Here is a 12,543-nt window from a genome sequence, read left to right on the forward strand (position 1 = left end):
GGTCTGCATGACGGATGATGAAACCCTGCTGCGCCGCGCCATCGCGCTGTCGGCGGCGGTGCGCGACTCGGGCCAGCACCCCTTCGCCGCGCTGCTGGCCGATGCCGAAGGCCGGGTGCTGATGGAACAGGGCAACGGCTTCCATGTGCCGGGCTGGCCGCATGGCGACGGCACCGCCCATGCCGAGCGGCTGCTGGCCACCCGCGCCTGCCGGGAACTGCCGCCCGAGGCCCGCGCCACCGCCACGCTGGTCAGCAGCGCCGAGCCCTGCGCCATGTGCGCCGGCGCCATCTACTGGGCCGGCATCGGCCGCGTGGTCTATGGCCTGTCGGAACGTCGCCTGAAGGCGCTGATCGGCCCGCATCCCGAGAACCTGACCATGGACCTGCCCTGCCGCGACGTCTTCGCCGCCGGGCAACGGCCCATCGAGGTGGTGGGGCCGCTGCTGGAGGCGGAGGCGGAGGCGCCCCATCGGGGCGCCTGGGGATAGCGGCCTCATTCCAACGGCCCTTCCGCGTGACCGCTCCGGGCCGCCCTCATACGGTCGTGCCGGAGGCACGCCTGCGGCGTGACGCGGAAACCTCCGGTTTCCTTGGCTTCGCCGCATTAGCGGCGGCGGCCATTCGGCCGCTCGGACCGGTCAAGAGACCGGTCCGCTGGTATTACGGCCCCGCGCCATGCAGCGCCGCCCGCAGCGGCCCCAGCTCCGGCAGATCGTGATCCGCCGGCCACAGCGCCACCCGCACCCCCTGCCCGCCGACCGAGAGCGAGCCGGCATAGCCGATGCCATAGGGCCGGACGGAGAGCAGGAATTCCCCGCCCGGTGGGGCCGCCGGGCTGAAGCTGAGTCGCAGCAGCCCATCCGCCGCCAGGCTGCCGCTCTGCACCGGCCCGGTCTCGCCAGCCCGCTGCACGCCGAGCAGGGAGGGTCGGGCGGTCCAGTTTCCGGTCACCGGCCCATCCGGCGTCTGCCGCGCCAGTTGCAGGCCCAGCATCGGCACCGGCGATTGCGGCACCGCGGGCGGGGTGATGAGGAAGACTTGCCAGGGGCCGGTCAGGGTTGAGCCATGGCGTTCCTCCGCCACCGGCACGACCGGGATGGTGAAGCTGGCCGGCGCGCCGGGGGCGATGGTGACCTCCGCCTCGAAGGTCACCTCCCCGGGGGCAATGGCGGTCACCCGGTAGCGACCCGGCAGGAAGCGGCCACGCCCCTGCGCGCTCGGCGCCTGCGGCGCCCAGGCCTCGGGCGGCAGGTCGGGGTCGAGCGGCACGGCGGACCAGGTGACGGGGCCGGGCGGCACGCCCTCCGGCAGGTTGAAGGTGACCTCGACCTCCGGCATCGCGTCCTGGCCGGGCGCGGCGCGGGTGGCGGTGGCGGCCTGGGCGGCGAGCGCGGCGACGCTGGTGGTGTCCGCATCCTCGAAGGGCACGCCGACGCCGAAGCGGCGGGCGAACATCACCTCGGTGCGGCGGGCATTGATGTAGCGCACCTCATATTCGCCGGGCTCCGTCGGCACCCGAAGCTGGCGCCGGCCATTGCTGGCCAGCGCGAAGGCCCAGTCGTCGCCATATTGATTCGGCGGGTCGCCGGGGCGGGCGATCACCACCCGTTCCTCCAGCCGGTTCGGGGCACGGAACTGGAAGACGACGCGGCTGCCGGGCGCGACCGAGCCCACCGGCTCGAAGCCCATATTCGGCGCCACCACCTCCACCGCCTGGCGGGCGATGACGGCGCCATTCGCGGCGCGGATGATGAGGTCGTATTCGCCAATTTGCGTGGGCGCCTGGCGTCCCACCGGGTTGTTCGGCCGCCGGTCCGCGCCGCCGATCACGCCGTAGCTGGGGCCGACGACCCCCCGCGCCGCGCCGCGCGGCACGAAACCCATGTAATCCACGAAGCGTGCCTCGCCGCGCCAGCGGATGCGATAGGTGAAGCCGGCCTCGGCCTTGTCCTGGATGTCGAAGGCGGCCTCACGCGCCGGCGCGGGGGGTGGGGCTGGCGGCGGTGTCGCGGGCGTGGGCAGGCTGACCTCGCGCAGCGCCTCGGCCAGTTCGGCGCCGGAATTCGTCTCGAACAGCTTCCCCCCGGTCTGTTCGGTGATGCAGGACAGCGCCTGCACCTCCGTCCGCGTCAGGCCGAAGCCGACCACATGGGCGCGGATCGCGATCCCCTCCGCGGCGAATTCGGCGGCCAGGGCACAAGGGTCGCCCTCGCAGGTTTCCAGCCCATCGGTGACCAGGATGATATCGGCGGATTCAGCGGTGTCCGGGATCTGGGCGCGGCCCTGGCGCAGGCTCTCGGTCAGCGGGGTCATGCCGCGCGGCACCAGGCGGCGCAGGCGGTCCGAAAGGGCGGCGCCCGGGGCGCGGCCCATCGGCGCCACCACCTCGATATCCCGGCAATCGCCCCGGCGGTTGTGGCCATAGGCGATGACGGAGAGCGGCACCGCGGCGTCGCGGCGGGTGAAGTAGTCGCCCACCACCTCCCGCGCCACCTCGATCCGCGTGCGGTTGCCCTCCAGCCGGTTCCACATGGACCCGGAGGCATCGAAGACCAGCACGCTGACCCTTTCGGCCGCCACCGGCCGGGCGGCCAGCAGCAGCGGGGCGGCGAGCAAAGCAAGGGCGAAGCGGGCTTTCAAGGCGCAGTCTCCTGTTTCCCGAAAGGCAGGGCCATGGCCGAGCCCAGCATGTGGTTGAGCCGTGCGAGGTCGGAGGCGAAGGCGGTCAGCGTCGCCTCCAGATCCAGCTTCCGCCAATGCGGCCCCGGCTCCAGCACCGGCTCGTCGAGCGGGCGCGGGAACAGCACCACGGCATAGCCGGCCTGGATGCTCAGCATCGGGCGTTCTCCCTGGGCGCCGGGCATCAACTGGGCGAGACGGATGGTACCGCTGCGGCATTCCGCCTCGACCCGCGGCAGGCCGGCGCGGACCCCGGCGTTGAGATCCGGCGCGACCAGACGCGGCTCCTCGGCATGCACCAGATAGCGTTCGTCGAAAGTGGCATCGCCCACCGGAGCAGGCCGCAGCCCGTGCCGCGCCCGCGGCGCGCCGCGCAGCTCCGACCCGCTGTCGCGGCCGATCGCCACCGTCGCGCCGCCTGTCGTGCGCCAGGGCAGGTCCATCTCCACCGCCGTCACGGCGAGCCTCACGCCATCATTCGCGGCCTTGCGCCGGCTGGGCGGGCCGAGGGTGATGGTGAGGCGGGAGATCGCGACCTGGCGGCCATCCCGATGGCCCAGCAGCCGGTCCTCGACGACGACGCCGCGCACCTCCGGCAGCAGCTTCCAGCGATCCACCGCCGCCGGACCCAGCGCCGCATCGGGCTCGTACCGGAAGCCGGAGAGGAAGCTGGCCATCAGGCCGGTAACCTGGCCCTTGGCCGCTGCGCGGTATTGCGTGGCGGTGCGCCCATCGACCAGCAGGAAGGCAAGCACCAGCAGCAGCAGACTGACCAGCAGGAAGGCGATGACGGAGCCGCCCGACAGGCCGAAGAACAGCCCGACCGCCACGGCGCCCGGCAGCAGCACGCGAAGCTGCGCATCGGCATTGGCCACGGCGTCCAGCCGCGCCGCCTCCAGCCGTTCCGCCACCGGCGTCAGGCGGGCGATGAGTTCGGCGCGCAGATCGGGCGGCAATTCGGCGACAATGGGCTGCGGCCGTTCCGCGCGCGCCGCGCCATGCATCCAGGCCGAAAGGCCGATGAAGGAGAAGCGCTGATAGTCCTGGACCAGCTTCAAATCCGTGCCCCGCCGACTCGCCGGCGAGATGGCCGTCGATCAGTCCGGGATCATGAACGGATCAATTCTGGACGTCCGATGACAGGGCAGTGAACGAAACGCCATGAAACAGACAGGGCAGGATCAGCCCGCCACCACCTTGCCATCCCGCAGCGTCACCACACGGTCCATGCGCCGCGCCAGCTCGGGATTATGCGTCGCGATCAGCGCCGCCATCCCCTGCCCGCGCACGGCTTCCAGCAATTCGGCAAAGACCCGGTCGCTGGTGCCGACATCGAGATTGCCGGTCGGTTCATCCGCCAGCAGCACGCGCGGGCGGTTGGCCAGCGCGCGCGCGATGGCCACCCGCTGCTGCTCGCCGCCCGAGAGCTTGCCGGGCCGATGCTGCTCCCGCCCCTCCAGGCCGAAATCGGCGAGCAATTCGCGCGCGCGCGCATCGGCCGCGGGTTTCGCCACGCCATTGGCCATCTGCGGCAGGGCGATGTTCTCGATGGCCGAGAATTCGGGCAGCAGATGATGGAACTGGTAGACGAAGCCGATGCCGGTGCGGCGGATGGCGGTGCGCGCATCGTCGCCCAGCGTGCCGGCGGCCTGGCCGGCGAAATAGACCTCCCCCGCATCCGGCTTTTCCAGCAGGCCGGCCAGATGCAGCAGGGTGGATTTGCCGGTGCCGGAGGGGGCGACGAGCGCCACGATCTCGCCGGCCACCAGGGTGAGGTCGGCGCCGGACAGCACCTCCAGCACGCCGGCTTCCGTCTTGAAGCGGCGGGTGACCGAGCGCAGTTCCAACGATGCAGTATTACTCATTGCGCAGCGCCACCACAGGGTCGGTCTTGGCCGCGCGCCAGCTCGGATAGATCGTCGCCAGCAGCGACAGGCCGAGGCCCATGCCAACCACCTGCATCACCTCCTTCGGATCCACCACGGCGGGCAGGCGGGTCAGGAAATAGACCTCCGCATTGAACAGCTCCGTGCCCGACAGGGACTGGATCGCCTGTCGGATGCCCTCGATGTTCAGGCAGAAGACCAGGCCCACGGTGAAGCCGATCAGCGTGCCCAGCACGCCGACGGAGGCGCCGCAGAGCAGGAAGACGCGCAGGATGGAGCCGCGCGTGGCGCCCATGGTGCGCAGCACCGCGATATCCCGCCCCTTGTCCTTCACCAGCATGATGAGGGAGCTGACGATGTTGAAGGCGGCGACGATGATGATCAGCGTCAGGATCAGGAACATCACGTTCCGCTCCACCTGCACCGCCGCGAAGAAGCTGGAATTGGCATCCTGCCAATCGACGATGCGCACCGGCGTGCCCTGAAGCGCCGTGCGGATGTCCCGCGTCACCGCCCGCACCCCGGTCGGGTCCTGCACGAAGACCTCGATCTGGCTGGCCGCGTCGCCGGTCTGGAAGAAGGTCTGCGCCGCCGGCATGGGCAGGAAGACGAAGCTGCTGTCGTATTCCTGCATCCCCACCTGGAACAGCGCGACGACGGTATAGGCGCGCACCCGCGGCACCGTGCCGAAGACCGTGGTGCGCCCCTGCGGCGAGACCAGCGTCAGCTTGTCGCCAATGCCGATGCGCAGCTTCTGGGCCAGCCTTGTGCCGACCACGATGGCGTCATCCCCGGTGAAGCGCGCCAGCGAGCCTTCCATGATGTTCTCGGCGACAAGCCCCCGCGCGCGCAGATCCTCCGGCTTGATGCCGCGCGCCAGGCCGCCGGAGGCACCGCCGGCCTCGCTGGTCAGCAGCACCTGGCCCTCCACGATGGGCGTGGCGGAAACCACGCCGGGCAGCGCGCGGATGCGCCCGGCGATGGCGTCGTAATCCGACAGCGGCCGCTCGATGCCATGCACGCCGAGATGACCGTTCAGCCCCAGGATGCGACCCAGCAGCTCGATCCGGAACCCGTTCATCACGGACATCACGATGATGAGCGTGGCGACGCCAAGCGCTATGCCGACCAGGGAGAAGATCGCGATGACCGAGACGAAGCGCTCCCCCTTGCGCGCGCGCAGGTAGCGGAAGGCGATGGCGCGTTCGAAGGCGTTGAACATGTTCAGCCGAGAATCTTCTTCAACGCATCCTCGGGCGAGACTTCCATCTTCTCGCCCGTGGCGCGGCGCTTCAGCTCCACCACGCCGTTCGCGACGCCGCGCGGGCCGATCACGACCTGCCAGGGATGGCCCATCAGGTCCGCATCCGCGAATTTCGGGCCGGCGCGCTCGGCGCGGTCGTCATACAGCGCCTCCGGGATCGCGGCATACATCCGCTCGCTCAGCGCGTCGCAGGCGGCGTCGCCCTGCTTCAGGTTGATCACCACGGCCTTGAAAGGCGCGACCGCATCCGGCCATTTGATGCCGGCCTCGTCGTGATTCGCCTCGATGGTCGCGCCGACCAGGCGGGAGACGCCGATGCCGTAGCTGCCCATCTCCGGCACCACCGGCTTGCCGTCCGAGCCCTGCACCGAAAGGCCCATGGTCGCGGAATATTTGGTGCCGAAATAGAAGATGTGGCCGACCTCGATGCCGCGGGCGGAGACCCGCTTGGCCTCCGGCACCTGTTCCCAGGCGGCGGGGTCGTGCATTTCCTCGGTGGCGGCGTAGTGGCTGGTCCAGGCGTCGACGGCCGGGGCCAGGTCCGCATTGTAGTCCGGCGCGCCTTCCAGCGCGTTCATGTCGAGCAGGTCCTGGCTGACGAAGACCTGGGACTCGCCGGTCTCGGCCAGGATGATGAATTCGTGGGACAGGTTGCCGCCGATCGGCCCGGTATCCGCGCGCATCGGCACCGCCTTGAGGCCCATCCGGGCGAAGGTGCGGAGGTATGCCAAAAACATCTGGCGGTAGCTGTGCTGGGCGCCTTCCTTGGTGACGTCGAAGGAATAGGCATCCTTCATCAGGAATTCGCGCCCGCGCATCACGCCGAAGCGCGGCCGCACCTCGTCCCGGAACTTCCACTGGATGTGGTAGAGGTTGCGCGGCAGGTCCCGGTAGCTTTTCGCAAATCCGCGGAAGATGTCGGTGACCATCTCCTCATTGGTCGGGCCGAACAGCATCTCCCGGTCATGCCGGTCGCGCAGGCGCAGCATTTCCGGCCCATAGGCGTCGTAGCGGCCGGACTGACGCCAGAGCTCGGCCGACTGGATGGTCGGCATCAGGATTTCCTGGGCGCCGGCCCGGTCCTGTTCCTCCCGCACGATCTGCTCGATCTTCTGCAGCACGCGCCAGCCCAGTGGCAGCCAGGCATAGATGCCGGCACTGGTCTGCCGCACCAGCCCGGCGCGCAGCATGAGGCGGTGCGAGGCGATGGTCGCCTCGGCCGGGGTTTCCTTCAGGGTGGGCAGGAAGGCGCGGGAGAGGCGCAAGTGGCGGCTCCTAGAGGGACGGGAGGGGGAACCTAATGTTCCCGGGGCCCTGGCGCCAGCCATCTGGGTCATTTGTGCGATGCAATGCGTGCCCTGCTGCACCGCAGCAATAAAAATACGCGCAGCCCGCCCCTTGGGTAAGGAAAGAGCGGAAAAATGCTTCGCCCCTTAAGAAAGTGCTTGCACCGATCCGTCACCGGAGTAAAAAAGAAGGGCCGCACCCGTGAGGGTACGGCCCGAGTTTAGGGAGGAAACGCCAGTCACACGGCAGAGAGAGGATCAACCTCTCTCTGGAACCTAGATTGGCCTCGGCACCCAAGGCGGCACAACAGCAATCGCCGCTATCGGAAGCCAAAAAACAGGCTTCCAAAACTAATGTGCCTTTTTTTAGGGCGGCACCCGCGGGGAGGCGGGTTTGCCGCCTTAATTTTGTGCAGGACGTCCCGGCAGCACCGCCGAACTCCCGGGGCCGGTATAGGCCCACCAGCCATCCCGGAAGCTCACCCAGCCGCTTTCCATCACCGCGAAGACCCCGAGCCAGAGAATCGCGGCCAGAATCGTGGTGCCCGCCAGCTTGCGCAGCAGCAGCGGCTTTTCCGGCGCACCGCGCCAGCCGCCATCCTCCGGCGGCAGGTCCACAGGCTTCGTGCCGATCGGCAGCACGATGAACAGCGCCGTCCACCAGATCAGCAGATAGACGATGACGCCCGTGAACCAGCCCATGGGAGCGTCCCTATACCCGCATCAGATGCACTTCGACCGAGGGCCGCTTGCGCAGCCGGCGCCCCACGGCCTTGCGCACGGCGGTGCGCGCGGCTTCCCGCAGCAGCCCGTCCTCGCGCTTCAGATTGCCCGGCATCTCGGCCACCGCGCGCACCAGGTCGGCCGCGATCTGCCCCGGCTCCTCCCCCGTCTCCTCGAACAGGCCGGGGGCGGAGACCTGCGGCTTGCCCAGCACGCGGCCGTTGCCGTCCACCACGAAGGAGGCGACGATGACGCCGTTCAGCAGCATCTTCTTCCGCGCCGCCAGCACATCGCCGTCCAGGCGCAACAACCGGTCGCCGTCGATGGCAAGCCGCCCGACAGGCACGCTTTCCACCACATCCGGCTTGCCCGGGGCGAAGCGCAGCACGTCGCCATCCTCGATCACATAGGCGATGGCGCCCAGGCTCTCGGCCAGGTTGGCGTGCTCGTTCATGTGGCGCCATTCGCCATGCACGGGGATGGCGTATTTCGGGCGGACCAGCTGGTACAGCCGCTTCAGCTCATCCCGCGCCGGATGGCCGGAGACATGGACCATGTGGTCATCCGCCGTCATCACCTTGACCCCCGCGCGCGACAGCTCGTCCTGCACCCGCAGGATGGCGCGTTCGTTGCCGGGGATCATGCGGGAGGAATAGATCACGCAATCCCCCTCCCCCAGCGAGATATGCGGATGGGTGTCGCCCGCGATCTTGGTCAGCGCCGAACGCGGCTCCCCCTGGCTGCCGGTGCAGATGATGAGGAGCTGGTTGTCGGGCACATCCTCCGCATCGTCTTCCGACAGGAAGGGCGCGATGGAGCGCAGATAGCCGCATTCCCGCGCCGAGGCATCGGCATTGCGCAAGGACCGCCCGAACAGCGCCACCTGACGCCCGGCGCCCTTGGCCGCCAGCGCGATGGATTCGATGCGCGCCAGGTTGGTCGAGAAGCAGGAGACGGCGACGCGGCCCTTCAGCCCCTTGATGAGGGCCGCCAGGTTGCGGCGGACTTCCGCCTCGCTGCCCGAGTGGCCCTCGACCATGGCATTGGTGCTGTCGCAGACCATGGCCAGCACGCCCTCATCGCCCAGGCGCCCGAAGGCGGCCTCATCCGTCGGCGGGCCGATCAGCGGATTGGGGTCCAGCTTCCAGTCGCCCGTGTGCAGGATGGTCCCGTACTTGGTCCGGATCGCCAGCGCCTGCGGCTCGACGATGGAATGGGCGACCCGCAAAAATTCCAGGTCGAAGACGCCAAGCTGCCAGCGGCCGCCGAGCGGGATGGTGATGATCTCCGCCTGCTGACCCAGCCCCGCCTCGCCCAGCTTGCGGCGCAGGACGGAGGCGGTGAAGGGGCTGGCATAGATCGGGCAGCGCAGCTTCGGCCAGATATGGGCGACGGCGCCCACATGGTCCTCATGCGCATGGGTGATCACCAGCCCCACCAGCTTGTCCCGCCGCTCGGCCAGCCAGGCCGGGTCGGGCACCATCACCTCGACCTCCGGATGCTCCGATCCGCCGAAGCCGAGGCCGAGGTCCACCGCCAGCAGGGCGCCATCACAGCGGTAGACGTTGAAGTTGAGTCCGATTTCCCCCGTCCCGCCGAGCGGGATGAAGGCCAGGTCACCAGTCATTCTTCTTGTTCCAGTCTTGATACAGCGTTCGTCGTCTCGGGGCGCGTCGCCCGACCCTGCCGCCGGCTGCCCGTCGCCATGCAGGGCGCCAGGCGGGGTGGCTCAGGGGTCGTCGCGTCGCGCGGTTCGGGTGAAGATGGGGGCGGGATTGCGTGCCGCCAACAGGCGCAGGCCATCCAGGGTCGTATCCTGGTCGGTCGTCTCGATCACGGTCGTGCCTTCGGCGAAAAGCGGGGCGAGTCCCCCGGTGGCGATGACCTTCAGATCGCCGACCGGATACTCCTCCTGCTCCGCCCGGATGCGGGCCACGATGCCTTCGATAAGACCAACATAGCCCCAATAGATGCCGGATTGCATGGCGGCCACCGTATTCCGCCCGACCACGGCCTGCGGACGGCCGATGCCGATGCGCGGCAGACGGGCGGCAGCGCGGTGCAGCGCCTCGATCGACAGGTTGATGCCGGGCGCGATCACACCCCCGAGATAGGCGCCGTCCCGGCCCACCACGTCGAAGGTGGTGGCCGTGCCGAAATCGATCACGATCAGCGGCCCGCCATAGGTGTGGTGGGCGGCCAGCGCGTTCAGCAGCCGGTCGGCACCGACCTCATGCGGCGCATCGACGCGGATATCGAAACCCCAGTCGAGATGGGCGCGGGCCACCAGGGGCTCGCAGTCGAACCATTCGCGGGACAGGCGGCGCAGATTGTAGAGCGCCGCCGGCACCACCGTGCCGATGACGCAGCGGGTGATGTCGGAGGGCTTGAGGCCCGAATGCTGAAGCAGGGTCAGCAGCCAGACGGCGTATTCGTCCGAGGTGCGTTCGGCATCCGTGCGGATGCGCCAGCGGCCCCGCCATTCGGTGCCGTCATGCACCGCGAAGACGACATTGGTATTGCCCGCATCCACCGCCAGCAGCATGTCTTTCAGCCCGCCTCCCGATACGCGACTTCGCCCGTGGTCACGGCCTGCACCCGGCCCTCCGTCGCCAGCAGCAGGCTGCCATCCTCGGCGAGGCCCGCATAATGGCCCGAACGCCCGCCGCGCAGCGTCAGCGGCGCCTGCAGGGCCGGGCCGCGTGCCATCCAGGCGGCGCGCACGGCATCGAAACCCTCCACGCGCCATAGCCCCCGCAGCCGTTCCAGCGCGAACAGCATGCTCACTGCCACCTGTTCGGGCGGGATGGCACCCAGGCTGGCGGTGGGGCGGTCCGGCAATGCGGGGGGGGCGGCCAGGTTCACGCCGATACCCATGATGAGCCAATCCAGCTCGCCCGCCGGCGTCGCCGCGCTTTCGCACAGCACGCCGGCCAGCTTGGCCTCCCCCAACAACACGTCATTCGGCCATTTGAGGCGCAGCTCGGCGGGGTTTGGGGTGAAGGGGGCGACGCCTTCAGCCATCACCAGCGCGGCCAGCAAGGCCCATTTGCCCGCATCCCGCGCCGGCCCGCCGGGCCGCAGCAGCAGGGAGAAGTAGAGGTTGCCCACCGGGCTTTCCCAGACCCGCCCATCCCGGCCGCGCCCGCCCGACTGCCGCCGAGCCAGCACCGCCAGCCCCTCCGGCTCCCCAGCCTCGGCCAGTTGCTTCAGCAAGTCGGAGGTGGAGGACAAGCTTTCATGGACGCGCAGGCGCCACCCGGCCGGTGGCGCGACGGATACTGTCATCCCGCCAGGGCCGCGACCGCCACCTGGGCGGCGGCGATGATCGGCGCCGGGAACAGGAAGAACAGCACGGTCAGGATGCCGGTCGCCGTCATCACCACCGTCAGGCCGGCCGGGCGGGCATCCAGCGCCTCATCGCCCGCGTCGAAATACATCACCTTGACGATGCGCAGATAGTAGTAAGTCGCGACGACGGAGGTGCCGATGCCCACCGCGGCCAGCACCCAGTAGCCGCCCTGCACGGCCGCCAGGAAGACGTAGAGCTTGCCGAAGAAGCCGGCGAGCGGCGGGATGCCGGCCATGGAGAACATGAACACCGCCATCCACATGGCCATCGCCGGATCGGTGCGGCCAAGGCCCGCCAGGTCGTCCACCTGTTCCAGCGCCCGGCCCTTGCGGCGCATGGCGACCAGCACGGCGAAGGTGCCGACGGAGGTCACCATGTAGATCGCCATATAGACCAGCACGCCGCGCAGCCCGATATCGCTGGCGACCGCCAGGCCCATCAGCGCGTAGCCGACATGGCCGATGGAGGAATAGGCCATCAGCCGCTTGATGTTGCGCTGGCCGATGGCGGCGAAGGCGCCCAGCAGCATGGAGCCGACCGAGGCCACCCAGATCACCTGCGACCACTGCGCCGCCAGATCGGCGAAGGGGCCGGCCAGCACACGCATCAGCAGCGCGATGGCCGCCACCTTCGGCGCCGTGGCGAAGAAGGCCGTGACCGGAGTCGGCGCACCTTCGTAGACGTCCGGCGTCCACATATGGAAGGGCACCGCGGAGATCTTGAAGCTCAGCCCGGCGAGGACGAAGACCAGCCCGACAACGACGCCAAGGCCCACCGTGCCGCCCGCCAGCGCATCCGCCAACTGGTCGAAGTTGGTGCTGCCGGCGAAGCCGTAGACCAGCGACGAGCCATAGAGCAGCAGGCCGGAGGCCAGCGCGCCCAGCACGAAATACTTCAGGCCGGCCTCGGCGCTGCGGGGATTGTCGCGGTCGAAAGCGGCGATGACATAGAGCGAGAGCGACAGCAGTTCGAGCCCGATATAGAGCGACATCAGGTCATTGGCCGAGACCATGACCAGCATGCCCATCGTCGCGAACAGCATCAGCACCGCATATTCGAAGCGGCCGATGCCCGCCTTCTCGTTGAAGTCGAGCGACAGCACCACACCCAGCGCCGCGCCCAGCAGGATCAGCACTTTCGCAAAACGGCTGAAGGCGTCGGAGACATACTGGCCGAGGAAGGCCGTGCCCTCCCCCTGCCCGATCACCAGCACCGCGGTCAGCACGAAGGCGCCGATCACGGCCATGGAGACGGGGAAGAAGGTCTCCTTCTTCGGGATCACGCCGGCGGCCAGGATCAGCAGGCCGGCGATGCCGAGGACGATCTCGGGCGTGGCAAGGGTCCAGTTCAT

The 12,543-nt window shown here is 69.2% G+C and carries 11 protein-coding genes; 1 reads left to right on the forward strand and 10 read right to left on the reverse strand.

Annotated features, from left to right (window positions below; genetic code table 11):
- The first annotated feature begins 7 nt into the window (after positions 1-7).
- A complete protein-coding gene (locus tag JJQ90_RS25320; RefSeq protein ID WP_216879086.1) occupies positions 8-490 on the forward strand; it encodes a nucleoside deaminase in 483 nt (160 codons plus the stop codon).
- 172 nt (positions 491-662) lie between these two features.
- On the opposite strand, the gene JJQ90_RS25325 is transcribed toward JJQ90_RS25320, so the two are convergent.
- From JJQ90_RS25325 to nuoN, 10 genes are all read right to left on the reverse strand, one after another.
- Complete coding sequence (locus JJQ90_RS25325) at positions 663-2,642, reverse strand: vWA domain-containing protein (RefSeq protein ID WP_216879087.1); 1,980 nt, start codon at positions 2,640-2,642, stop codon at positions 663-665.
- Positions 2,639-3,739 (reverse strand): hypothetical protein, encoded by a 1,101-nt coding sequence (locus JJQ90_RS25330; protein ID WP_216879088.1) that lies wholly within the window; start codon positions 3,737-3,739, stop codon positions 2,639-2,641. The genes JJQ90_RS25325 and JJQ90_RS25330 overlap by 4 nt, the downstream gene beginning before the upstream one ends.
- Before the next feature lie 123 nt (positions 3,740-3,862).
- Positions 3,863-4,546 carry an ABC transporter ATP-binding protein gene (locus JJQ90_RS25335; protein ID WP_216879089.1) on the reverse strand — a complete coding sequence of 228 codons (684 nt, stop codon included), beginning with the start codon at positions 4,544-4,546 and terminating at the stop codon, positions 3,863-3,865.
- Complete coding sequence (locus JJQ90_RS25340; protein ID WP_216879090.1) at positions 4,539-5,789, reverse strand: lipoprotein-releasing ABC transporter permease subunit; 1,251 nt, start codon at positions 5,787-5,789, stop codon at positions 4,539-4,541. Before JJQ90_RS25340 ends, JJQ90_RS25335 begins: the two co-directional genes overlap by 8 nt.
- Positions 5,790-5,791: 2 nt before the next feature.
- Positions 5,792-7,096, reverse strand: coding sequence for a proline--tRNA ligase (gene proS, locus JJQ90_RS25345; protein ID WP_216879091.1), 1,305 nt, complete (start codon positions 7,094-7,096; stop codon positions 5,792-5,794).
- 423 nt (positions 7,097-7,519) lie between these two features.
- Positions 7,520-7,819 (reverse strand): DUF1467 family protein, encoded by a 300-nt coding sequence (locus tag JJQ90_RS25350; protein WP_216879092.1) that lies wholly within the window; start codon positions 7,817-7,819, stop codon positions 7,520-7,522.
- Positions 7,820-7,829: 10 nt separating this feature from the next.
- Positions 7,830-9,467 carry a ribonuclease J gene (locus JJQ90_RS25355; protein WP_216879093.1) on the reverse strand — a complete coding sequence of 546 codons (1,638 nt, stop codon included), beginning with the start codon at positions 9,465-9,467 and terminating at the stop codon, positions 7,830-7,832.
- Positions 9,468-9,569: 102 nt separating this feature from the next.
- Positions 9,570-10,385, reverse strand: a complete 816-nt coding sequence (locus JJQ90_RS25360; protein ID WP_216879094.1) for a type III pantothenate kinase — start codon at positions 10,383-10,385, stop codon at positions 9,570-9,572.
- A gap of 5 nt (positions 10,386-10,390) precedes the next feature.
- Positions 10,391-11,128 carry a biotin--[acetyl-CoA-carboxylase] ligase gene (locus tag JJQ90_RS25365; RefSeq protein WP_216879095.1) on the reverse strand — a complete coding sequence of 246 codons (738 nt, stop codon included), beginning with the start codon at positions 11,126-11,128 and terminating at the stop codon, positions 10,391-10,393.
- A complete protein-coding gene (gene nuoN / locus JJQ90_RS25370; RefSeq protein ID WP_216879096.1) occupies positions 11,125-12,543 on the reverse strand; it encodes an NADH-quinone oxidoreductase subunit NuoN in 1,419 nt (472 codons plus the stop codon). Before nuoN ends, JJQ90_RS25365 begins: the two co-directional genes overlap by 4 nt.

It is taken from the genome of Falsiroseomonas oleicola (genome assembly GCF_019029495.1).
Lineage (GTDB): Bacteria > Pseudomonadota > Alphaproteobacteria > Acetobacterales > Acetobacteraceae > Falsiroseomonas > Falsiroseomonas oleicola.